This window comes from Sphingopyxis italica (genome assembly GCF_011926545.1).
Taxonomy (GTDB): Bacteria; Pseudomonadota; Alphaproteobacteria; order Sphingomonadales; family Sphingomonadaceae; genus Sphingopyxis; species Sphingopyxis italica.
On record NZ_JAATIT010000003.1, the window covers coordinates 591,496 to 614,347 of the forward strand.

Below are 22,852 nucleotides of genomic sequence, written 5' to 3' on the forward strand. Positions count from 1 at the left end.
TCGACGAAAGCCGCCTATATGGCAAGCCTTCGAACGACCAACAGCTGCGGACGGGCCATGAATTTGCTGAGTGAGGCTTTTGTGACACGCATCGGGCGCGCGCTGCTGGCCGTGCTGGCGCTGACCCTTGCCGCTTTCGGTCCCGCGCACGCGCAATCGACGCATATTCAGCCGAAACTCGTCGCCGAATCGCCCGCGCCGGCCCCGGGCAGCGCGACGACGCTGGCGCTGACCATGACGCCCGAAAAGACGTGGCACGGCTATTGGGTCAATGGCGGTGACGCGGGATTTGGCCTGTCGGTCGAATGGAATGCGCCAGAAGGGGTGTCGATCGCCCCCTTCCGCTATCCGGTTCCCGACGCGCTGATCCTGTTCGGCATGATGAACCATGTCTATGAGCATCCCTATGCGCTGCTCACCGAGGTGCGGGTCGACGAACGCGTCGCGCCCGGCACCGACTTGACGTTGTCGGGTGTCGCCAACTGGCTCGCCTGCACCGACAAGGTATGCGTTCCGGAAAAGGCGGTGATTTCGGTCGCGCTCAAGGCGGGCGACGGGGCGATTCCGGAGGCGGCGCGCACCCGCTTCGACGGCTGGCGCGCGCTGCTCCCGCAGCCGCTCGACCGGCACGGGACATGGGAGCGGCGCGGCGACATGGTGCGCTTCGCCATCCCCCTGCCCGCCAGCACCGCGATCGACGCGCCGCATCTGTTCGCCCAGACGCAGGATGTCGTCGACTATCCCGCCCCCCAGCGTTTTAGTCGCAACGGCGATCACATCATCATCGAAACGCGCGCCAAGGGCGACAAGAGCGGGCCGGTTTCGGCGCTGCTGAAGCTGGGCGGGGGACGCGGCCTATCGCTGCAATTCGAACCCGGCGCCGTGCCCGCGGCGGGCGAGGCAATCGCGGGACCATCGGACGGGATCGACATGGCGCTGTTCTGGACCGCGCTCGGCGGCGCGATCCTCGGCGGGCTGATCCTCAACCTGATGCCGTGCGTCTTCCCGATCCTCAGCCTCAAGGCGCTCAGCCTTGCGCGATCGGGCGGCGATGCAAACACGGCCAGGGTCGAGGCGCTCGCCTATACCGCGGGCGCCATCGTCACCGCCCTGCTGCTCGGCGGCGCGCTGCTCGCGCTCCGCGCGGCGGGCGAACAAGTCGGCTGGGCCTTCCAGCTCCAGCATCCGGTCAGCGTGCTCGCGCTGCTGATCCTTTCGCTCGCGATCACATTGAACCTGCTCGGATATTATGAACTGCCGACCTTCGGCGGCGGACAGGCGCTCGCCGAAAAGGGCGGTGCGGCAGGCGGTTTCTGGACCGGCGCGCTCGCCGCTTTCGTCGCAACCCCGTGCAGCGGGCCGCTGCTCGGCGCGGCGCTCGGCGCGACGCTGGTGCTGCCGGCATGGGCGGCGCTGCCGATTTTCGGGGGCCTCGGGCTGGGCCTCGCTCTGCCCTTCCTTGCCGTCGGCTTCATCCCAGCGTTGCGCAATCGCCTTCCCAAGCCGGGGCCTTGGATGGCGACATTCCGCAAATGGATGGCGCTGCCGATGGGGCTGACGGCGCTGGCGCTCGGGTGGCTGTTGTGGCGCCAAACGGGTGGAGAGGGTTGGCACTATCCCGTCGGCGCTATCACGATGGTCCTGTTCATCGTCATTCAGATCGGCGCTCAGCAGCGCGGCGAAGGCGATAGGCGGCTTTTCATTGTCGCCTTCGGATTGTTGCTCGCGCTAAATATGGTGCAGTTCATCCGGACATTTGACGATTATAAGGCCACTGCCGCTATCGCTTCGGCGAATGGCTCCACCTTCTCCCCCGCCGCGCTCGCCAGCGCGCGCGCGGGCGGCAAGCCCGTCTTCGTCTATTTCACCGCCGACTGGTGCCTGTCGTGCAAGGCCAACGAAGCCGGCGCGATCAATCGCGAGGCGGTGCAGACCGCCTTCGACAAGGCGGGCGTCGTCACACTCGTCGGCGACTGGACCAACGGCGACCCGGTCATCACACGCACGCTTGCCGAGCATGGCCGCAACAGCGTGCCGCTCTACCTCTGGTACGAACCCGGCGCGACGAAACCCGAAATCCTGCCGCAGATCCTGACCCCCGGCCTGCTCACCGACACGGTGGGCGGCTGATGGCGAAGCAGCGCGCCGACCAGCTGCTCGTCGATCGCGGCCTCGCCGAAAGCCGGACGCGCGCGCAGGCGCTGATCCTGGCGGGGCTCGCCTTCGTCGGCGACCGCAGGATCGACAAGGCGGGGCAGCAGATCGCCGGGGATGCCGAGCTGAGCGTCAAGGGCCGCGACCATCCGTGGGTGTCGCGCGGCGGGATCAAGCTCGACCATGCGCTCCGGCATCTCGGCTGGGACGTGGCGGGCACGGTCGCGATCGACGTCGGGTCGTCGACCGGCGGCTTCACCGACGTGCTGCTGAGCCGCGGCGCCGCGCGCGTCTATGCGATCGACTCGGGCACCAACCAGCTCGCGTGGAAGCTGCGGCAGGATGACCGCGTCATCGTCCACGAACAGACGAGCGCGCGCATCCTGACCGCCGACCATATCCCCGAGCTCGTCGACCTGATCGTCTGCGACGCCAGCTTTATCGCGCTGTCGAAGGTGCTGCCGGTGCCGATGAGCTTTGCGAAACCGGGCGCGCGCATCGTCGCGCTGATCAAGCCGCAATTCGAGGCCGAGCGGCACGAAGTCGGCAAGAAGGGCGTCGTGCGCGACACCGCGATCCACGAACGCGTCTGCGCCGACGTGCGGGGGTGGCTGACCGGCGAGGGTTGGGACGTCGTCGACCTCGTCGAAAGCCCGATCACCGGGCCCGAGGGCAATGTCGAATTTCTGATCGCGGCAGTGAATCGAGCCGCTTGACGCTGCGCCGCGCAATCGCGACACAAATGCAGCGGATTCGCATTGGGGGGATATTGCGGACATGACCGAAATCGCGACACAGGGCCAGCTTCGCATGTCCTATCTGCGCTGGGCGCTCGTCACCGTGCCGGCGATCGTGCTGATCGGCAGCCTGATGGGCCTGCTATCGAACAGCGGTTACGGCAACCGCTGGTTCGCCGCGCTCGCCCTGCCGCCGATCACGCCGCCGGGTTGGGTCTTCGGCACCGTCTGGCCGATCCTCTATATCTGCCTCGGCCTCTCGCTCGCGATGATCCTTCATGCGCGCGGCGCCAAGGGGCGCGGCTTCGCGCTGCTGCTCTTTTTCGTCCAGCTGATCGCCAATTTCGCCTGGTCGCCGCTTTTCTTCGGCCAGCATCAGGTGACGACCGCGCTTTACCTGATCATCTTCATCCTGATGGTGACGATCGCGACCGCCTTTGCCTTCGCGCCGATCCGCAAGGCGGCGGCGTGGCTGCTCGTCCCCTATATGATCTGGCTCAGCTTTGCGGCGATCCTCAATTTTCAGATCGACCAGCGCAATCCCGATGCCGAAACCCTTGTCCCCGCCGCCGCCAGCACCCAGATAAGGTGACGGCGCAAGGGACAACCTGGGGGCTATCCCCGACGAAGGAATATCAGACATGCAGAGCGAAAACCGCTTTTTCGACGACCTCGCCAAGATGGTGAACGGCATTGCCGGGACCGTCGCGGGCGCCGGCCGCGAAGCCGAAGCCGCGATGCGCGACCGTGCGAAGGAATTCGTCGGCCGCATGGATTTCGTCAGCCGCGAAGAATTCGAGGCGGTGAAGCAGATGGCCGCCACCGCGCGCGCCGAAGCCGAAACGTTGAAGGCCCGGCTCGACAAGCTCGAGGGTGTGGCGAAGACCGCTGCGGCGCCGAAGGCGGCGGCCAAACCCGCCGCAACGCCGGCCGCGAAACCCGCCGCCAAGCCCGCGGCGAAACCGAAGGCCGCCCCGAAAAAATGATCGTCACCCCGGCGAAGCCTGTCCTGAGCGCCTGTAAGGCAGTCGAAGGGGCCGGGGTCTCGACCTCGTGTTCGACTGTACCGTCGAGATCCCGGCCTTCGCCGGGATGACGGTTAGTGGGGGAGTTGCAGACTCGCCACTTCACGCAAGACCCGCTAAAGGCGCGCGCATGAGTGACGATCTATACGACGACGATGACGGCCACGAAGCGGCGCCGATGGACATGCTGGCGTCCTATTTCGCCGCGCACGACTGGCCGCACGAGATGGTCGGCGAGGACGAGATCGTCGCGACCGCGCAGGGCAGCTGGACGACTTACGAGCTCCGCGCGGTGTGGCGCCCCGACGACGGGGTGATTCAACTCCTCGCCTTTCCCGACATCCGCGTCGTCGAGGACAAACGCGCGGTGGCGCACGAGGCGCTGGCGCTGATCAACGAGCAGCTCTGGCTCGGCCATTTCGAGCTGTGGTCGAACAGCGGCACGATCCTCTTTCGCCACGGCATGCTCGTCGGCGCCGATGCGGGGCTGTCGCTCGACCTGACCGAGACGCTGATCGAAAGCGCGATCGACGAATGCGAACGCTTTTATCCGGTGTTTCAGTTCGTGCTGTGGGGCGGCAAGACGCCGGCCGAGGCGCTCGCGGCGTCGCTGATCGAAACGCGCGGCGAGGCGTAAACCCTCCGTCCCGTTCCCGTTCGCATCGAGCGAAGTCGAGATGCCGGGAGGTCAAGCACCTCCGGTGGGTGTCTCGACTTCGCTCGACACGAACGGGTTTCAGCGTCCGGCTATCTCTTCTCGAACTTCGTCAGCCCCGCGCCCAGCTCGTTCGCCCCGATCGCCAGCGGCTCGCCGCTCCAGTCGGCGACGAACACCGACCGGCGATCCACGCCCGCCGGCAGGCTCGCCCGATTGCCCTCGATCACCAAGCCGCGCGACGGATTCTTGCGCTCTTCGGCCGCGACAGCGATGAAAGCCGAATAATTTTCCTTATCGCGGCCCTGCACGAACAGATTGTTCGAAATCCGGCCGACCGATCCCGAGGGCAGGTCGATCATATAGTTGGTCGCCTTGCCCTGGGTATCGTCGAAGCTGTTGTCGTCGACGTCGACCTCAATCGCGCGCGTCTTCAGATAATGGCCTCCGCTGCCCTTCTCGAAGCGCGAGCGGGTGACCGCGACGCGGCCGTAGATACCGGTGTAGACGCTGTGCGCGCAGCTTAGACCGCGGTCGCAGCGGCCGAGGCGCGAGAAGGTCGACCGGTCGATGGTCAGCGTCGCTTGCGGATCGTCGGCGGTGAGGATGCCCTGTTCGCTGCCCCGGAACATCGCGTTCACGACGTCGAGATCGCTTGTTTCGAGCCGGATGCCCGCGCCATTGCCGTCGGGGACGCGCATATTCTGGAAGACGACGCCCTCGACGCGCGCGCCGGCGCCGCGCAGCACGAGCGCCGCCTTGCCCTCGCAGGTGACGCCGTCGAAGATCGCACGGCCGGGCTCGGCGGCGACGAAGGCGATGCGGCCCGCGGTCTGCACCGCGCAGTCGCGGTGATAGCCGGGGGCGATGCGGATCGTCCCCTCGCCCTCGCCGATCGCATCGACCGCGTCCTGCAAGCGCGAGAAGCCGCGGCCGTCGATGCTGTAAGGCGCACCGCCCGTCTGCGCGGGAAGCGGCACCGGCGCCAGAAGCAGCGGGAGGGCGAGCAACGGCAGCAGGGGCCGGCGGAGGATCGATTTGAACATGCGCCGCCCATAGCGATTTTCGCGGCGCAAGTCGCTGGCGAAGCTGGTTAACCCGGCGGCTGTCCCCTTATCGGACAACCGCCGGCAAGCGCGTTAATCGAGATTGGGCCGCAGCCAGCGCGTCGCGGTTTCGATATCGACCCCGCGCCGCTTGGCATAATCTTCGAGCTGGTCGCTGCCGATGCGCGCGACGCCGAAATACTGGCTTTCGGGATGCCCGAAATAGAAGCCGCTGACCGCCGCGGTCGGCAACATCGCGAAGCTTTCGGTGAGTATCAGCCCGGCATTCTCGCCCGCGGCGAGCAGGTCGAACAGGATCGGCTTCAAACTGTGGTCGGGGCAGGCGGGATAGCCGGGGGCCGGGCGGATACCGCGATATTGCTCCTTGATCAGCGCCTCGTTGGTGAGCTGCTCGCCCGGCGCATAGCCCCACAGCTCGGTGCGGACATGCTGGTGCAGCCGCTCGGCGAAAGCCTCGGCGAAGCGATCGGCGAGCGCCTTCAGCAAGATGTCCGAATAATCGTCCTTGTCGGCGCGGAAGCGTTCCGAATGCGGCTCGAGGCCGTGGAGGCCGACCGCGAAGCCGCCCATCCAGTCGCCCGCCGGGTCGATGAAATCGGCGAGGCACATGTTCGCGCGGTCGCGGCTCTTCTTGATCTGCTGGCGCAGGAAGGGGAGCGTCACATGACGCTCCTCGTCGGCCAAGTGGATGGTAACGCTGTCGCCGTCGCGCGCGCACGGCCAGAAGGCGCAGACGCCGCGCGCGGTCAGCCACTTCTCGGCGATCAGCCTGTCGAGCATCGCATCGGCATCGGCCTTGAGCGCGCGCGCGGTCTCGCCGACGACGTCATCGTCGAGGATCGACGGATAGGTGCCGTGCAGTTCCCACGCGCGGAAAAAGGGCGTCCAGTCGATGCACTCGCGCAGATCTTCGAGCGACCAGTCGTCGAAGCGGTGCAGCCCGGGTTGCAGCGGCGGCGCGGGCTTGTCGCTGAGATAGGCGTCGTAATAATTGGCGCGCGCTTCTTCGAGGGTGTGGAGTACGCTCTGCCCCTTGCCCGCGCGCACGTCGCGGATATGGGCATAGTCGTCCTTATAGCCTTTCACATAGGTGTCGCGCCCGGTGTCGCTGACGAGCGATGTCGCGACGCCCACCGCGCGGCTCGCGTCGAGGACATGCAGCACAGGCCCCTGATAGGCGGGATCGATGCGCAGCGCGGTGTGGACCTTCGAGGTCGTCGCGCCGCCGATCAGCAGCGGCATCGTCATCCCCGCGCGCTGCATTTCCTCGGCCACCGTCACCATCTCGTCGAGCGAGGGCGTGATGAGGCCGGAGAGGCCGATCATGTCGGCGTCATTCTCGTTCGCCGCCTCGAGGATCTTCGACCAGGGCACCATCACGCCGAGATCGACGATCTCGAACCCGTTGCACTGGAGCACCACCCCGACGATATTCTTGCCGATATCGTGAACGTCGCCCTTGACGGTCGCCATCACGACCTTGCCCTTGCCCTTCGCGCCCGGCTCCTTCGATGCCTCGATGAAGGGCAGCAGATGCGCGACCGCCTTCTTCATCACACGCGCCGATTTCACGACCTGCGGCAGAAACATCTTGCCCGACCCGAACAGGTCGCCGACGACGTTCATCCCGTCCATCAACGGCCCCTCGATCACCTCGATCGGGCGCGGCATAGCCAAGCGCATTTCCTCGGTGTCGTCGACGACATAGGCGTCGATGCCCTTGACCAGCGCATGTTCGAGGCGTTTGGCGACGTCCCAGCCGCGCCATTCCTCGGCCGCCTTTTCCTGCGCGGGATTGCTGCCCTTATAGCGTTCGGCGAGCGCGATCAGCCGCTCGGTCGGGCTTTCGGCTTCGCCTTCGACCTTGCGGTTGAGGATGACGTCCTCGCAGGCGTCACGCAGTTCGGAATCGATCGTGTCGTAGACGTCGAGCTGGCCCGCGTTGACGATCGCCATGTCGAGCCCGGCGGGGATCGCATGGTAGAGGAAGACGCTGTGCATCGCGCGGCGCACCGTCTCGTTGCCGCGAAAACCGAAGGAAAGGTTGGACAGGCCGCCCGAGAAATGGACGTGCGGGCAGCGGACGCGAATGATCTTCACCGCCTCGATGAAGTCGACGGCATAATTGTCATGCTCCTCGAGCCCCGTCGCGATCGCGAAGATATTGGGATCGAAAATGATGTCCTCGGGCGGAAAGCCGATGCCGGTGAGCAGCTTGTAGGCGCGGGCGCAAATCTCGATCTTGCGTTCCATCGTGTCGGCCTGCCCGACCTCGTCGAACGCCATCACCACGACCGCGGCGCCATAGGCCATGCACTTCTTCGCATGATCGAGGAATTGCTCCTCGCCTTCCTTCATGCTGATCGAATTGACGATCGGCTTGCCGGGAACGCATTTGAGGCCCGCTTCGATCACGCTCCATTTCGAGCTGTCGATCATCACCGGTACGCGCGCGATGTCGGGTTCGGCCGCGATCAGCTTCAAAAAGGTCGTCATCGCATATTCGGCGTCGAGCAGACCCTCGTCCATGTTGACGTCGATGACCTGCGCGCCATTTTCGACCTGCTGGCGCGCGACCTCGACCGCCGCGGCATAATCGTCGGCGAGGATCAGCTTCTTGAACGCCGCGGAACCGGTGACGTTGGTGCGTTCGCCGATGTTGACGAAGGTGGAGGAGGCGGCGGTGGTCATGGGTTAATCCTGAAACTGAATATTAGGCGGCGAGCGGGCGCGCGAGGATGAGATCGTCGTAGAACTTGCCGCCCACGTTGAACTGGCGGGTGCCGAGGTCGGTGAACCCCTGCTTGCGATAGAAAGCGAGCGCGCGGTCGTTCTGTGCATAGACGCCGAGCAGCAGGCGGCGATGACCGCGCGCGGCCTCCAGCGCCTGCTTCATCAGCGCCGCGCCGAGTCCGGTGCCGTGAAAGCGCGACAACGAATAGATGCGCTTCAACTCGATATCACCCTCGACCGCCGCGGCAAGATCGGGCTTGCCGACCAGCGCGAACCCGATCGGCGCGCCGCCGGGCTGCGCTTCGCCGATCCACGCGCGTCCGTCATCCTCGAGATAGGCAAGATACGCAGCGGCGGTATGCTGGGCGGCGCAATGGCCGACGATCGCATCGCCGTCGAGGATGCCCGCGAAGGTTTCGAGAAAGGTCGCGGCGCCGACCAACGCGAGCGCCGACGCATCATCCGGTCCGGCTTCCCGGATCGTCCATGTCGGAATAGCGGCCATAGGTCAGGCCGCCATGGTGAAGGGCTCAAGCCCCGCCAGCCGCGTGCGGACCGGCACGTCGGGAATCCGCCGCGCGGGCAACCCCTCGATCGCGCGCGCCATCGCAGCAATGTGAGCAGGCGTCGAACCGCAGCAGCCGCCGAGGATATTGACCTGGCCCTGTTCGGCCCACTCGCGCACCAGCTCCGCGGTCGTGTCGGGCAGTTCGTCATATTCGCCGAGTTCGTTGGGCAGACCGGCGTTCGGATAGACCATCACCAGCGCGTCGGCGAGGTCGGACAGGACGCGGACGTGCGGGCGAAGCTGCGACGCGCCGAACGAGCAGTTGAGCCCGATCGTCAGCGGCCTCGCGTGGCGCACCGCATACCAGAAGGCCTCGACCGTGTGCCCCGACAGGTTACGGCCCGAAAGGTCGGTGAGCGTCATCGAAATCATCAGCGGCAGTTCGCGCCCGATCTTCGCTTCGGCTTCCAGCGTCGCGGCGATCCCCGCCTTGGCGTTGAGCGTGTCGAAGATCGTTTCGATCAGGATGAAGTCGGCGCCGCCTTCGGCCAATGCGACGACCTGGTCGAAATAGACCTCCTTCAATTCGTCGAAATCGATCTCGCGATAGCCGGGGTTGTTGACGTCGGGCGACAGCGACAGCGTCTTGTTCGTCGGCCCGACCGCGCCCGCGATGAAGCGGCGGCGGCCGTCGCGCGCCTCATATTTGTTGGCGGCTTCGCGGCCGAGCCGCGCGCTTTCATGGTTAATGTCGGCGACCAGATGCTCGGCGCCATAATCGGCCTGACTGATCCGGTTGGCGCTGAACGTATTGGTCGAGACGATGTCCGACCCGGCGTCCAGATAGGCTTCGCCGATCGCGGTCACGACATCGGGACGCGTCAGCGCGAGGATGTCGTTGTTGCCCTTCTGGTCGTGCGTCAGGCCAAGATTGCCCGCATAATCGGCTTCGACCAGCTTGCGGAGCTGGATCTGGGTGCCCCAGCCGCCATCGGTCAGCAGGATGCGTTCCTTCGCCGCCGCGGCGAGAGCTTCTCGTGCCCCCATTTTCAAACTGGCGCTCATGCTGCCTGATCCTTTGCGGTCGAAACCGGCCGCAGGCCCAGCAGATGACAGATGGCATAGCTGAGCTCGGCGCGGTTGAGGGTGTAGAAGTGGAAATCGCGGACGCCGCCCGCGTAGAGGCGGCGGCACATTTCGGCGGCGATCGTCGCCGCGACGAGCTGGCGCGCGGCGGGATGATCGTCGAGCCCGTCGAACAGCGACACCATCCACGCCGGGATCGCGGTGCCGCACATGTCGGCTATTCGGCGCGTCTGCGACACGTTCGACACGGGCAGGATGCCGGGAATGATCGGCGCCTCGATCCCCGCGGCCGCGGCGGCGTCGCGAAAGCGCAGGAAGCTGTCGGGCGAGAAGAAGAATTGCGTGATCGCGCGCGTCGCCCCGGCATCGAGCTTGCGCTTGAGATTATCGAGGTCGGATTGCGGACATGTCGCGTCGGGATGCGTTTCGGGATAGGCGGCGACCGAAATGTCGAACGGCGCGATCGCCTTCAGCCCCGCCACCAGTTCGATCGCATTGGCATAACCATCGGGATGCGCACGATAGGGCTCACCACCCGGGACGTCGCCGCGCAGCGCGACGATATGCCGCACCCCCGCCTCCCAATAGGCGCGCGCGACCTCGTCGATCTCGGCGCGCGACGCCTCGACGCAGGTCAGGTGCGCGGCGGGCGGCACACGGCTTTCGGCGGCGATCCGCGCGACGGTCGCATGGGTGCGCTCGCGCGTCGACCCGCCCGCACCATAGGTGACCGAAACGAAGCTCGGACCCAGCGGCTCGAGCGTGCGGAACGTGTCCCACAGCTGCGCTTCCATCTTCTCGGTCTTCGGCGGGAAAAATTCGAAGCTGACGCCGATGTCGCCGGCAAGGTCGGCGAAGAGCGGCGAAGCCGCAGCGCGGCGCGCTTCCGCCAGCGAGTTCAAATTCGACGTCATGCCGCAAGCCTTTTGCTTTGTCCGTCACCGGCGACGGGCGATTGATCTTCATCGCTGCGACGGCGGCCGAGCCATAGCTTTACGGCCAGCTCCCCGCCTTCGAGCGTTTCGGTGTTTTCGAGCAGCAAGCCCGCCGAAGCGAACCAGCCGCGGATCTGGGCGTCCGAAAAGCCGAGGCGCGCGTGCGCCGCGAGGGCGCGCAGTTCCTCATCCTCGTGCGGCGCGAAATCGACGACGAGCAGATGGCCGCCGCCGCGCAGCACCCGGCTCGCCTCGGCGATCACGCGGTCGGGCTCGTGCGCGAAATGGAGCGCCTGATGGATGACGATGCTGTCGACGCTGGCATCGGCGACCGGCAGATCGAGAAAGTCGCCCTGCAGCAGGTCGACGGGCACCGGCTGGCGCTCCAGCTTCGTGCGCGCGATCCGCAACATTTCGGGACTGCGGTCGAGCGCGGTGATCCGGCGCGCGGTCGGCGCGAAGATTTCGGCCATCCGCCCGGTGCCGGTGCCGATGTCGAGCAAATGACCGAGCCGGCGGTTGTGCATCATCGCGAGCATCGCGGCTTCGACTTCGCTCTCGGCGATATGACGCGAGCGGATCGCGTCCCATTCGGCGGCATGCTCGGCAAAATAGCGCTCGGCTGCCGCGGCGCGATCGTCGCGCACCGCCGCCAGCCGCCGTGCATCATGCGCGATGACGCGCGTTTCCCGCGCAGAGAAAGGCCATTTTTCTGCCTGACCGATAATCTCGGCGACCGGCCCTGCGGCGGTGATGCGCAGGAAAACCCAGCTGCCCTCGCGCCGCCGCTCGACGATCCCCGCCTCGACGAGGATACGGACATGGCGCGATACGCGCGGCTGGCTCTGGTCGAGCACGATCGCGAGTTCGCCGATCGCAAGCTCCATCTCGCGCAGCAGCGCGACGACTCGCAGGCGCGTCGGGTCCGCGAGAGCGCGGAAAATGTCGATAAGCTCGCTCACGGAAAGACATATAAAGCTTTCTTTATATCTGGTCAACCAAGCGCGGCACCTCGATTTTCCGCGGTGCGCGCTGCGGTCGTCCTCGGATTGCGACGAAACACGGGGGATAATCGTCACAAGGACGGTTGCACGCCATTTGGCGAGTGGGTAATTCTGCGCGCGATTGGCAATGTTCGGGATCGATCAGTTCCTGTGCCGATCGATCAGTCCAAATCGAGAGGGGTATTCCCATATGAAGAAATCGATCACTCTGTCGCTCGTCCTCGCCGCTTCGATGGGCCTCGCCGCTTGCGCCGAAAAGGCTGCCGACGACACGGCCGCCACGACCGAAGACGCAGCCGCGACCGTCGAAGGCGCTGCTGACGGCGCGATGGAAGCGGCCGAAGGCGCTGCCGACGCGACCGCCGCCGCCGCTGGCGAAGCCGGCGCCGCCGCCGATGCTGCGGCCGATGCCGCTGCCGCCGGCGACGCCGCCACCGCGACCGACAAGGCGGCCGAAGCTGCCGGCGCGGCCCAGGAAGCCGCCGACGCCGCCAAGGGCGCGATGGAAGAAGCCAAGAAGTAAGCTTCTTTCCGGCCTCTTCGGGGCCGAAGGAACAGGAAGGGGTCGACGGCTTGCCGGCGGCCCCTTTCCTTTTCGGGACAGGCTTCGCAGCGCGGTTGCCAAGCCCCGGATCCCCGGTTAACTCTCTTCCCATGGCCGGCCGCCCGGTCATTGCATTCGAAAGGAATACCCATGCGCAAGATCATCATCGCCTCGATGGCCGCCGCGGCCTTCAGCCTCGCCGCCTGCTCGGAAAAGACGCAGGATGCCGCCGGTGAAACCGCCGACTCCATGGCTGACGATGCCGCAAATGCCGGCGACGCAATGGCCGAAGGCGCAGCCGATGCTGCGGATGCGACCGCCGCTGCCGCCGACGACGCCGCCGATGCGACCGCCGCCGCCGCCGATGACGCCGGCAACGCCGTCGAAGGCACGGTGAACGCCGCCGGCGAGGCCGTCGACAAGGCCGGCGACAACATCGCCGAAGAAACCAAGAAGGCCGAAGCCAACGACAAGCAATAGTCGTCGGCACGCCCTTGGGCTGTTAAAGAGGGGCTCCATCCGCACGGGTGGAGCCCTTTTTCATGGGAAGCTTATGATGCGAAACTTCGTGCCCGCTGCTGCCCTGCTCGGCCTGCTTTTGGCGGGGTGCAGCCGCACCGACAATGAACCGGGTCCCGGCGGCGTGACCGTCAGCGAAGCCAAGGCGCTCGACGATGCCGCCGAGATGCTCGAAAGCCGCGACAGCGCGGCCGACGAAGCGCCAGCGAGCGACGCGCCCGAATAGGCTTCCCTCGCCGCGCCGCGAGGGTTAGACCGATGCCGTCCCGCGACTGGCGCTGAAGATGGAGTTCCATCGGGAAGCGGGACCGATGTGAGCCGCGCGCCTGGGTGATCCACGCCAGCGAAGGACCATCCGCATGACCGACACGACCCATATCGTCTTCCTGCTCTTTCCGGGCATCACCCAGCTCGACTTCACCGCGCCGGCGCAGGCGCTGTCCCGGATGCCCGGCGCGGTGCTGGCGGGCGCGGCCGCGCGCTTCGACCCGATCGCGACCGACAGCGGCTTCGCCATCCTGCCCACCCATGATTTTGCGAGCGCGCCGCAGGCCGACATCCTCTGCATCCCCGGCGGACACGGCGTGATCGAGGCGCTGAACGATGCCGCGACGATCGACTTCATCGCACGGCAGGCGGCGGGCGCCGAGTGGGTGACGAGCGTATGCACCGGCGCCTTCCTGCTCGGCCACGCCGGATTGCTTCAGGGCAAACGCGCGACGACGCATTGGGGTTATACGCATCTACTGCCGCTCGTCGGCGCCGAATTCCAGCCCGCGCGCATCGTCGAGGACGGAAATATCGTGACCAGCGGCGGCGTGACCTCGGGGCTCGATTTCGCGCTGACGCTGATCGCGCGGATTCAGGGCGATGCGGTGGCGCAGGCGATCCAGCTCGCGATCGAATATGACCCTGCCCCGCCCTTTCCCGGCGGGCATCCCGATCGCGCGCCCGAGGCGGTGACCGCGGGGCTGAAAGCGCGCGTCTATGACGCGGCGGCGGCGCGAATGGAGGCGGCGCTCAGAAGCTAGCGGCAGTCGGCGAGCGCGATCTGATAGAGCTTCGGCCAGTTCTTGCCGGTGACGAACAGGCGCTTGCCCTTTTCGTCCCACGCGATGCCGTTCAGCACGCTATCGGTGCCGCTCGCCCCCGCATCGGCCTTCAGCGTCGACAGGTCGAGCAGCGAGGCGATATTGCCGGTCGCGGGGTCGATGCGGACGATGAAGTCGGTCATCCAGACATTCGCCCAGACCTGTCCGTCGATCGTCTCGAGCTCGTTGAGCATCGGGATCGGCCGGCCGGCGAAGCGCACCGTCACGCGCTTTTGCTCCTTCATCGTCGCCGGGTCGAAGAAGCGCAGGTCGGGCGTGCCGTCACTCAGCACCAGGCTGTCCCCGACCATCGTCACGCCCCAGCCCTCGCCTTCATAGGTGAAGGTGCCGGCAGGTTTCAGATCCTTGATCGACCAGCGGTTGCCGACGCCGCCCTGCCAGGTGACGCCGATGATCTGGTCGCCCCAGCGCGTGATCCCCTCGCCGAACTGGTCGGACGGCAGCTTGGTCTGCGCCAGCGCCTTGCCCGTATCGAGGTCGAGCCGCGCGACGCGCGATCGGCCATATTGACCGGTGGCCTCATAAAGATGCCCGTCGTGCCAGAAGAGGCCCTGGGTGAAGGAGGAGGTGTCGTGCGGATAGCTTTGTACGATGCGATAGCCGCAGCGTTCGACCCGCGGCGGTGCGGGCGTCGCTGCGACCGGCGGTTCGGCGAGCATGGCGAGAGCGAAGACAAGCATCATCGATGCTTAGCTATGTCGCTCGGGCTGAACTGGCAATGTCCCGCCTCCCCTATTTCGCCATTGTGACAAATAGAAAAAGGGCCGGAGCATCGCTGCTCCGGCCCTTCTTGTCGTTGGCTGAGTGCCGAACGGTCGGGACTTAGAAGTCCATGCCGCCCATGCCGCCCATGCCGCCGCCGCCCATGGGCATGGCGGGCTTGTCGTCGGGCGTTTCGGCGATGCCGGCTTCGGTCGTGATCAGCAGACCGGCAACCGAGGCAGCATCCTGAAGCGCGATGCGGACGACCTTGGTCGGGTCGATGACACCGGCCTTGACGAGGTCTTCATAGACGTCGGTCGAGGCGTTGAAGCCGAAGCTCGTGTCCTTCTGGTCGAACAGCTTGCCCGCGACGACGCCGCCGTCAAAGCCCGCGTTCTCGGCGATCTGGCGGACCGGAGCCTGCAGCGCGCGACGGATGATGTCGATACCGCGCGTCTGGTCTTCGTTGATGCCCGACAGGCCTTCGAGCGCCTTCGTCGCGTACAGAAGCGCCGTACCGCCGCCGGGGACGATGCCTTCTTCGACCGCAGCGCGGGTCGCGTGGAGGGCGTCGTCGACGCGGTCCTTGCGTTCCTTCACTTCGACTTCCGAAGCGCCGCCGACCTTGATCACGGCAACACCGCCGGCGAGCTTCGCCAGACGTTCCTGCAGCTTTTCCTTGTCGTAATCGCTGGTCGTCGTTTCGATCTGCGCACGGATCTGTTCGACGCGGCCCTTGATCGCATCATGGTCGCCCGCACCATCGACGATGGTGGTGTTGTCCTTGTCGATCGTGACGCGCTTGGCCTGACCGAGCATGTTCAGCGTGACCGACTCGAGCTTGATGCCCAGGTCTTCGCTGATCATTTCGCCGGCGGTCAGGATCGCGATGTCCTGCAGCATCGCCTTGCGGCGATCGCCGAAGCCCGGCGCCTTGACGGCCGCGACCTTGAGACCGCCGCGCAGGCGGTTGACGACGAGGGTCGCGAGCGCTTCGCCTTCGATGTCCTCGGCGATGATCAGCAGCGGACGGCCCGACTGCACCACGGCTTCGAGGATCGGCAGCATCGCCTGCAGGTTCGACAGCTTCTTTTCGAAGATCAGGATGTACGGATCGGCCAGCTCGACGAGCATCTTTTCGGGGTTGGTGATGAAGTAGGGGCTCAGGTAGCCGCGGTCGAACTGCATGCCTTCGACGACGTCGAGCTCGAAATCGAGACCCTTGGCTTCCTCGACGGTGATCACGCCTTCCTTGCCGACCTTTTCCATCGCTTCGGCGATCTTCTCGCCGACTTCGGTGTCGCCGTTGGCCGAGATGATGCCGACCTGGGCGATTTCAGCGGTGCCCGAGACGGGCTTCGACTGCGACTTGATCGTTTCGACGACCTTGGTGACCGCGAGGTCGATGCCGCGCTTCAGGTCCATCGGGTTCATGCCGGCGGCAACCGACTTCATGCCTTCGCGCACGATCGCCTGGGCGAGCACGGTCGCGGTGGTGGTGCCGTCGCCGGCCTTGTCGTTCGCCTTCGATGCGACTTCGCGCAGCATCTGGGCGCCCATGTTTTCGAACTTGTCCTTGAGTTCGATTTCCTTGGCGACGGTGACGCCGTCCTTGGTGATGCGGGGCGCGCCGAAGCTCTTGTCGATCACGACGTTGCGGCCCTTGGGACCGAGGGTGACCTTCACCGCATCGGCGAGGGTGTCGACACCCTTCAGGATACGCTCGCGCGCGTCGCGCGAAAATTTAACGTCCTTGGCAGCCATGTGGATGCTCCTTCAAATAGAATGAAATGGGGAAGAATAGGCTCAGGCGATGACGCCGAGGATGTCCGATTCCTTCATGATCAGCAGCTCTTCGCCATCGACCTTGACTTCGGTGCCCGACCATTTGCCGAACAGGATGCGGTCGCCGGCCTTGACGTCGAGCGGGGTGACCTTGCCGTCGTCGGCGCGGGTGCCCGAACCGACCGAGACGACTTCGCCTTCCTGCGGCTTTTCCTTGGCGGTGTCGGGGATGATGATGCCGCCGGCCGTCTTTTCTTCGGCTTCGATACGGCGAACAAGCACGCGGTCGTGCAGCGGACGAAATTGCATGGATATCCCTCCAGAGATGGAAATGATGTCGTTTAGCACTCACAGGGTGCGAGTGCTAACAGTCGGCCATATGGGTGGGAGTCAGATAGGCGTCAAGCGCCGCGCTACAAGATTTGTACGAAGTTTTTGCGTCAGGCCGGAAGCAGGCCGAGACGGGCGCGCATCCGCCAGCGCAGCAGCAGCACCGCCGAGACCACCACGAGGCCCACCGCGAGCCCGATCCATACGCCTACACCGGCGAGCGGCGTCCAGAAGCCGAGATAGATCGCGGTGCCGTAACCCGCGATCCAGTAACCGCAGATCGCGATGATCATCGGGATACGCGTGTCCTGCAGCCCGCGCAGTACGCCGGCCGCCACCGCCTGCGCTCCGTCGAAAAGCTGGAAAGCGGCCGCGACGACGAGAAATTGCATCGCGAAGCCGACGAGCGCGGCGTTGCGCGCGGCGTGGACATCGACATAGATCGACAACACCAGCGTCGGGAACAGCCACATGAGCAAGGCCGTGAAGGCCATGAAGCCGATGCCGAGCACGAGCGACGCCTGCCCCGCATAGGTAATGCCGCGGCGATCGCGCGCGCCATAGGCGAGGCCGACGCGAATCGTCGCCGCCTGCGCGACCCCGAACGGAATCTGGAAGGCGAGCGCCGCGACCTGAAGCGCGATCGTGTGCCCGGCCAGCTCGGCCTCGCCGATCCGCCCCATCAGGAAAGCCGCGCCGGTGAACAGCCCCGCTTCGGCCAAGATGGTCAGGCTGATCGGGGTTCCGATGCGCAGCATCTCGAAGAAACGGCTCCATTCGGAGCGCCACCAATTGCCGAACAGGCGATAGCGGCGCAGGCGCCGGTCGCGCTGGATGACGACGACATAGGCGATGAGCATCAGCACGCTGGTCATCACGCTCGAAATCGCCGAGCCGTGCAGCCCGAGCGCGGGCATGCCGAGGTGACCGAACACCAGCACCCAATTGCCGAGCGCATTGACGAAGAGCGCGCCGAAGGTGATCGCGGTCGCGATCGTCGCGCGCCCCAGTGCCGAGACGAAGATGCGCAGCACCGCCGCCGCGATCATCGGGAACAGACCCCACATCAGGATCAGCAGGAAGCTCGCGGCGCGCGCCGATGTCTCGGCCGGTTGCCCCGTCGCGCGCATGATCGGGCCGCCCGCGGCGCAAATGCCCATGAACAGGATCGAGACGAGCACGCTGAGCCACAGCGCCATGCGCACCGTGCGCCGCACTTCGCGCACCGCATGTTTGCGGCGGCCGAGTTCGGCGGCGATCAGCGGCGCCGACGCGCCGATCAGGCCCGATCCGGTCCAGAGCAGCAGACCGAAGATCGCGACGCCGAGCGACGAGGCGGCGAGCGCGGCGTCGCCGAGGCGCGCGACAAAAATGACGTCGATCGCATGGACCATCATCTGGAGCAGGTTCGCCGCCGCGAGCGGCACGGCGAGCGCCAGCGTCGCACGGAATTCCGTGCGAAGGCTTTGCGGTGTTTCCGCGGTCAGTGGGCTGGCCTGCTGCAACATAGCCGGCCCGGATAGGCGCGCGAATGTTACGGTTCAAGTGCGGCGGGGACCACGAGGCCAATTGTGCGCAGGGGTGGCAGAATGGCAACAATATAACCGTCGCCCCCGCGAAGGCGGCTAGCGGCCCCCGCCTTCGCGGGGGCGACGGCAATATTTCACCCCCGCCACATCCCGACCATCTCGACCACGAACGCGATGAACGTCAGCGTCAGTCCCACCACGAACAGCCGATAGGCATAGGCGAGATAACGATATTTGCGCCGCGCGAGGACGATGCCGTTCTGATAGGTATCGCGCAGCATCGTCTCGTACAAATCCTCTTCGCTGCGCAGCCGGTTCTTCACCTCGGCGATGAATTCATCCTCGTCCATCTGGGCGAAGCGGCCGAAGAAGAGGATGTTGCTGTGGTCCTTGCCGTCCCTGTAGACGATTGGCGGCCCCTTGCCTACGCGCGGGAGCACGGCCGACACCGCGAGCAGCGCCGAGAGAAAAGAAAAGGTCGCGAGGATGGTGAGCGGCATCGCGAGCGCCCCTGCCCCAGCGCGTGCCTGCCCGATCGCGAGGGTGAAAACCACGAAGGTCGCGCCCATCAGGATCGACGCCTTTTGATCGGCCATCTGCGACAGCTGCATCGTCAGTTGCTGGTTGGTGCGGACGAGATGCACCGCGTTCGGCGGATAGGAGACCGCCGGCCGGCCCTGCGATGGCGTCGATTCTGCGTTGTCCATGCCAAGCTGCCCCTGCTGGCGACCCTGCCATAAGGATGGCATGAAGCCCCGGATGCGGCAAGATGCTGCCCTGTTCCCGCCGCAATCGCTTGCCAATCGGAAGCCTTCGCGGCATGCCCGCGCGCAACTTTCTACCATTATGGGACGCATCACATGAGCACCGCCCTGCGCGACCAGATTTTCGGCCTGATCGGCCCTTTCAACAAGAAGGGCGTCGAACTGACCGACGCGACCACCTTTGCCGGCGACCTCGAATGGGACAGCCTGACGGTGATGGATTTCGTCGCCGAGGTCGAAGACACGTTCGACATCATCATCAGCATGAACATGCAGGCCGAGATCGAAAATGTCGGCCAGCTCGTCGCCGCGGTCGAGAAATTGCAGGGCTGACCCGCCGATGACCGACCTCTTCTCCAAATTCGACCCGCTGATCCAGCAGCGCGAGGAATTGCTCGCGACCGGCGTCACCGATCCGTTCAGCCTGGTAATGGAAAAGGTGATCTCGCCGACCGTCGCGGTCTGCAACGGGCGCGAGACGATCCTGCTCGGCACCTATAATTATATGGGCATGACCTTCGACGACGACGTGATCGCCGCGGGCAAGGACGCGCTCGACAAATTCGGCAGCGGCACCACCGGCAGCCGCGTCCTCAACGGCACTTATCAGGGGCACAAGGAATGCGAGGACGCGCTCAAGGAATTTTACGCCATGGACCATGCCATGGTGTTTTCGACCGGATATCAGGCGAACCTCGGCATCATTTCGACGATCGCCGGCAAGGGCGACTATGTCATCCTCGACATCGACAGCCACGCGTCGATCTATGACGGCTGCGCGATGGGCAATGCCGAGATCGTCGCCTTTCGCCACAATGACGTCGAAGCCCTCGAAAAGCGTCTGAAGCGCCTGCCCCCCGAAGCGGGCAAGCTTGTCGTGCTCGAAGGCGTCTATTCGATGCTCGGCGATGTCGCGCCGCTGAAGGAAATGATCCGCGTCTCGAAGGAAGCCGGCGCGATGGTGCTGGTCGACGAGGCGCATTCGATGGGCTTCATCGGCGAACACGGCCGCGGCGTCGCCGAGGCGCAGGGCGTGATCGACGACGTCGACTTCATCATCGGCACGTTCAGCAAGAGCGTCGGCACCGTCGGCGGCTTCTGCGTGTCGAACCACCCGAAGTTCGAGATCCTGCGGCTCGTCTGCCGCCCCTATGTGTTCACCGCCTCGCTGCCGCCGAGCGTCGTCGCGACCGCGGCGACGAGCATCCGCAAGCTGATGCTGGGGAGCAACAAACGCGCGCACCTGTGGGAAAATTCGAAGATGCTCCACCAGGGGCTCAAGGATCTGGGCTTCACGCTCGGCACCGACGAGCCGCAGTCGGCAATCATCGCCGTCATCATGCCCGACCTCGAACGCGGAGCTATGATGTGGGAGGCGCTGCTCGAAGAGGGGCTCTATGTGAACCTCGCGCGCCCGCCGGCGACCCCCGCGGGTATGACGCTGCTGCGCTGTTCGCTGTGCGCCGAACATTCGAGCGAGCAGGTCGGCGAGATACTCGGCCGCTTCGAACGCGCCGGCAAGCGCGTGGGTATTATCGGCTGAAACGAGCCGGAGCGCCGACCAGCGGATTTTTTTTCGCGGCGAGTTGAAGCCGCGCGATCTTCCGTCCTTTGCTGCGCCCCGCTTGTCCGGTAAGAGATGCGCGTGTTCGAGCGGGATATCGACAGTGAAAATGACGGCCGGCGGGAGCGTATTCGCTTCTGGTCGACGATCGTCCTCGGCGCGGTTCTGACCGGTGTGGTCGGGGCGCTCGTCCTGCTGCTCGCGCGCGCCAACGACGATTACGACCGCTCGCTCGGCTGGCAGACGCAGAGCATGGAGGTCATTTCGCAGACCCGTTCGGTCGACGCCGCGATCGCGCGCGCCGAGGCCGCGCTCGGCCGCTTCGCGGTCGGGCTGCAGAAAGAGGACGGGCGCATCTATGAATATCAATGGGGCCGCGCGCGCCAGTATATGACGCGGCTGAAGCGCAATGTGCGCGACAATCCCAAGCAGATCGCGCTGGTCGAGCAGCTGGCGCGCGAGATGGACAGCCGCGGCGAACAGCTGGGCGATGCGGCGCTCAGCGCCAATTACAACCAGACCGTCGCCGCCATCTCAAAATTCTACGCCGCCGGTCAGGGCGACGGGCTGGCGCGGATCGACAATCTGCTGAGCGAAATCATCGCCAACGAGCGCGCGCTGCTGCGCGAGCGCAACCGGTTGGCGGCGGCCGACCGCGCGAGCCTCAACCAGGCGATCCTGCTCTTCTCCCTTCTCGGCGCGGCCGCCGCGGTGATCGCGATCGGCGCGACCTTCTCGCTGATCCGCGCCGAAGGCGAGCGCCGCCTCGCCCGGCGCGAGCAGCTGGTCGAGAGCGACCGCGCCGCGCAGCTTGAGGAGGCGGTCGAGGAGCGGACCGCCGAACTCGCCCATGCGAACGCCGCGCTGCGCAGCGAGATGACCGACCGCGAAGCGGCGGAGGCGCAGCTGCGCCAGGCGCAGAAGATGGAAGCTGTCGGCCAGCTGACCGGCGGCATCGCGCATGATTTCAACAATATGCTCGCGGTCGTCGTCGGCGGGCTCGAGCTGGCGCAGCGCTGGCTTCCCGATACGCCCGAAAAGGCGCAGCGCCACCTCGCCAACGCGCTCGACGGTGCCAATCGCGCCGCCGACCTGACGCGGCGGCTGCTGACCTTCGCCCGCTCGGAGCCCGCGCGCCCCGAAATGACCCCGGTCGACGAGTGTATCGCCAGCTTCGCCCAGCTGATCGAGCGCACGATCGGCGACCGGATCGCGCTTACGCTCGACCTTCAGGCCGAGGGCCTCGCCTGCTGGGTCGACCGCCAGCAGTTCGAAAATGCCCTGCTCAACCTCGCGGTCAATGCGCGCGACGCGATGGACGGCCATGGGTCGCTGACGATCCGCACGCTGGATGACGGCGAGAACAAGGCCGCTGGGCTCGCGGTGCAGGTGATCGACACCGGCTGCGGCATGTCGCCCGAGGTGCTCGAACGCGTCTTCGATCCTTTTTACACCACCAAGCCGGCGGGTCAGGGCACCGGGCTCGGCATGAGCCAGGTCTTCGCCTTCTGCCGCCAGTCGGGCGGCGAAGTGCAGATTTCGTCGACCGAGGGCGAAGGCACGAGCGTCGCGATGCTGCTGCCCGTCGCGAAGCCGGTGACGGGCGCCGTGGACGACGTGGCACCGGGCGAGAGCGACGCGCCCGCGCCGCTCGCCGACGCGCTCACCATCCTGGTGGTCGAGGACGACGCGCGCGTCTTGGCGGCGACGGTCGACGCGGTCAGCGAGCTTGGCCATAGCGCGGTCGCGTGCGGCAATCCGCTGGAGGCGGAGGCGCTGGTCGAAGGGCGACTGGCCGAGGGACGCGGCGGGTTCGACCTGATCCTGTCCGACGTGCTGATGCCCGAGCTCACCGGCCCCGAAATGGTCGCGCAATTGAAACAGCGCTGGCCCGAACTGTCGGTGTTGTTCGTGACCGGCTACGCCGGCGATGCGAGCGAGGACGCCGCCTTTGGCGACCATGACGTGCTGCGCAAACCTTTCACGCTCAGCGCGCTCGATCGGGCGATCCGGCGCAGCGGCGAAACGCGGCCGGCGGGGCAGCGGCTCGCGAGCTGAGCCCGTTGGGATCGACTTAACTTCCGTTCGTGTCGAGCGAA

At 65.9% G+C, this 22,852-nt stretch carries 23 protein-coding genes and 1 riboswitch; of the genes, 12 read left to right on the plus strand and 11 right to left on the minus strand.

All coding sequences use genetic code 11. The annotated features are described in order from the left end of the window. Window positions 1-57 precede the first annotated feature (57 nt). The 5 genes from GGR90_RS14075 to GGR90_RS14095 all read left to right on the plus strand — a co-directional run bounded on the left by GGR90_RS14075 (window position 58) and on the right by GGR90_RS14095 (window position 4,553). Entirely contained in the window at window positions 58-2,130 is a 2,073-nt protein-coding gene (locus GGR90_RS14075) for a protein-disulfide reductase DsbD family protein (RefSeq protein WP_167922059.1), read from the plus strand. After that, window positions 2,130-2,870 (plus strand): TlyA family RNA methyltransferase, encoded by a 741-nt coding sequence (locus GGR90_RS14080; protein ID WP_167922060.1) that lies wholly within the window; start codon window positions 2,130-2,132, stop codon window positions 2,868-2,870. Before GGR90_RS14075 ends, GGR90_RS14080 begins: the two co-directional genes overlap by 1 nt. A 61-nt stretch (window positions 2,871-2,931) precedes the next feature. After that, window positions 2,932-3,483: a TspO/MBR family protein gene (locus GGR90_RS14085; RefSeq protein WP_167922061.1), complete on the plus strand. Its 552-nt coding sequence runs from the start codon at window positions 2,932-2,934 to the stop codon at window positions 3,481-3,483. Between the two features lie 49 nt (window positions 3,484-3,532). Next, a complete protein-coding gene (locus GGR90_RS14090) occupies window positions 3,533-3,877 on the plus strand; it encodes an accessory factor UbiK family protein (RefSeq protein ID WP_167922062.1) in 345 nt (114 codons plus the stop codon). Between the two features lie 169 nt (window positions 3,878-4,046). Next, window positions 4,047-4,553, plus strand: a complete 507-nt coding sequence (locus GGR90_RS14095; RefSeq protein WP_167922063.1) for a type III secretion system chaperone family protein — start codon at window positions 4,047-4,049, stop codon at window positions 4,551-4,553. A 110-nt stretch (window positions 4,554-4,663) separates the two neighbouring features. Here GGR90_RS14095 and GGR90_RS14100 read toward each other — a convergent pair whose 3' ends face one another. From GGR90_RS14100 to GGR90_RS14125, 6 genes are all read right to left on the minus strand, one after another. After that, a complete protein-coding gene (locus GGR90_RS14100) occupies window positions 4,664-5,617 on the minus strand; it encodes a right-handed parallel beta-helix repeat-containing protein (protein WP_167922064.1) in 954 nt (317 codons plus the stop codon). A 93-nt stretch (window positions 5,618-5,710) separates the two neighbouring features. Beyond that, window positions 5,711-8,329 (minus strand): methionine synthase, encoded by a 2,619-nt coding sequence (gene metH, locus GGR90_RS14105; RefSeq protein WP_167922065.1) that lies wholly within the window; start codon window positions 8,327-8,329, stop codon window positions 5,711-5,713. A 22-nt stretch (window positions 8,330-8,351) separates the two neighbouring features. Next, window positions 8,352-8,876 (minus strand): GNAT family N-acetyltransferase, encoded by a 525-nt coding sequence (locus GGR90_RS14110; protein WP_167922066.1) that lies wholly within the window; start codon window positions 8,874-8,876, stop codon window positions 8,352-8,354. Window positions 8,877-8,879: 3 nt separating this feature from the next. Continuing rightward, window positions 8,880-9,926, minus strand: a complete 1,047-nt coding sequence (locus tag GGR90_RS14115; protein WP_167922168.1) for a homocysteine S-methyltransferase family protein — start codon at window positions 9,924-9,926, stop codon at window positions 8,880-8,882. Between the two features lie 14 nt (window positions 9,927-9,940). Further along, a complete protein-coding gene (gene metF, locus GGR90_RS14120; protein WP_167922067.1) occupies window positions 9,941-10,879 on the minus strand; it encodes a methylenetetrahydrofolate reductase in 939 nt (312 codons plus the stop codon). Continuing rightward, window positions 10,876-11,862, minus strand: coding sequence for a metalloregulator ArsR/SmtB family transcription factor (locus tag GGR90_RS14125; protein WP_167922068.1), 987 nt, complete (start codon window positions 11,860-11,862; stop codon window positions 10,876-10,878). The genes metF and GGR90_RS14125 overlap by 4 nt, the downstream gene beginning before the upstream one ends. A 232-nt stretch (window positions 11,863-12,094) precedes the next feature. Between GGR90_RS14125 and GGR90_RS14130 the strand changes: the two genes are divergently transcribed. From GGR90_RS14130 to GGR90_RS14145, 4 genes are all read left to right on the plus strand, one after another. Next, window positions 12,095-12,427 carry a hypothetical protein gene (locus tag GGR90_RS14130; protein ID WP_167922069.1) on the plus strand — a complete coding sequence of 111 codons (333 nt, stop codon included), beginning with the start codon at window positions 12,095-12,097 and terminating at the stop codon, window positions 12,425-12,427. Window positions 12,428-12,598: 171 nt separating this feature from the next. Then, a complete protein-coding gene (locus tag GGR90_RS14135; protein ID WP_167922070.1) occupies window positions 12,599-12,928 on the plus strand; it encodes an entericidin EcnAB in 330 nt (109 codons plus the stop codon). 76 nt (window positions 12,929-13,004) lie between these two features. Continuing rightward, the gene (locus tag GGR90_RS14140; protein ID WP_167922071.1) at window positions 13,005-13,193 is read left to right on the plus strand and encodes a hypothetical protein; all 189 of its coding nucleotides are present in this window, start codon (window positions 13,005-13,007) and stop codon (window positions 13,191-13,193) included. Window positions 13,194-13,225: 32 nt separating this feature from the next. Next, window positions 13,226-13,306, plus strand: a riboswitch (ZMP/ZTP riboswitch). A 20-nt stretch (window positions 13,307-13,326) separates the two neighbouring features. Beyond that, window positions 13,327-13,998 (plus strand): DJ-1/PfpI family protein, encoded by a 672-nt coding sequence (locus tag GGR90_RS14145; protein WP_167922072.1) that lies wholly within the window; start codon window positions 13,327-13,329, stop codon window positions 13,996-13,998. On the opposite strand, the gene GGR90_RS14150 is transcribed toward GGR90_RS14145, so the two are convergent. The 5 genes from GGR90_RS14150 to GGR90_RS14170 form a co-directional block, all read right to left on the minus strand. Next, complete coding sequence (locus GGR90_RS14150) at window positions 13,995-14,762, minus strand: glutaminyl-peptide cyclotransferase (protein WP_167922073.1); 768 nt, start codon at window positions 14,760-14,762, stop codon at window positions 13,995-13,997. The genes GGR90_RS14145 and GGR90_RS14150 overlap by 4 nt on opposite strands. A gap of 139 nt (window positions 14,763-14,901) precedes the next feature. Further along, window positions 14,902-16,545 carry a chaperonin GroEL gene (gene groL / locus GGR90_RS14155; protein ID WP_167922074.1) on the minus strand — a complete coding sequence of 548 codons (1,644 nt, stop codon included), beginning with the start codon at window positions 16,543-16,545 and terminating at the stop codon, window positions 14,902-14,904. 42 nt (window positions 16,546-16,587) lie between these two features. Continuing rightward, window positions 16,588-16,875 (minus strand): co-chaperone GroES, encoded by a 288-nt coding sequence (groES, locus tag GGR90_RS14160; protein ID WP_037554105.1) that lies wholly within the window; start codon window positions 16,873-16,875, stop codon window positions 16,588-16,590. Between the two features lie 131 nt (window positions 16,876-17,006). Further along, window positions 17,007-18,404: an MATE family efflux transporter gene (locus GGR90_RS14165; RefSeq protein ID WP_167922075.1), complete on the minus strand. Its 1,398-nt coding sequence runs from the start codon at window positions 18,402-18,404 to the stop codon at window positions 17,007-17,009. A gap of 155 nt (window positions 18,405-18,559) precedes the next feature. Beyond that, window positions 18,560-19,132 (minus strand): Pycsar system effector family protein, encoded by a 573-nt coding sequence (locus GGR90_RS14170; protein ID WP_167922076.1) that lies wholly within the window; start codon window positions 19,130-19,132, stop codon window positions 18,560-18,562. Between the two features lie 153 nt (window positions 19,133-19,285). Here GGR90_RS14170 and GGR90_RS14175 point away from each other — a divergent pair, with 153 nt between their 5' ends. From GGR90_RS14175 to GGR90_RS14185, 3 genes are all read left to right on the plus strand, one after another. Next, window positions 19,286-19,522: an acyl carrier protein gene (locus GGR90_RS14175; RefSeq protein WP_167922077.1), complete on the plus strand. Its 237-nt coding sequence runs from the start codon at window positions 19,286-19,288 to the stop codon at window positions 19,520-19,522. Window positions 19,523-19,529: 7 nt separating this feature from the next. Then, window positions 19,530-20,732, plus strand: a complete 1,203-nt coding sequence (gene spt, locus GGR90_RS14180) for a serine palmitoyltransferase (protein WP_167922078.1) — start codon at window positions 19,530-19,532, stop codon at window positions 20,730-20,732. A gap of 96 nt (window positions 20,733-20,828) precedes the next feature. Further along, window positions 20,829-22,811 (plus strand): ATP-binding protein, encoded by a 1,983-nt coding sequence (locus GGR90_RS14185; RefSeq protein ID WP_209023759.1) that lies wholly within the window; start codon window positions 20,829-20,831, stop codon window positions 22,809-22,811. The last annotated feature ends 41 nt before the right edge of the window (window positions 22,812-22,852 follow it).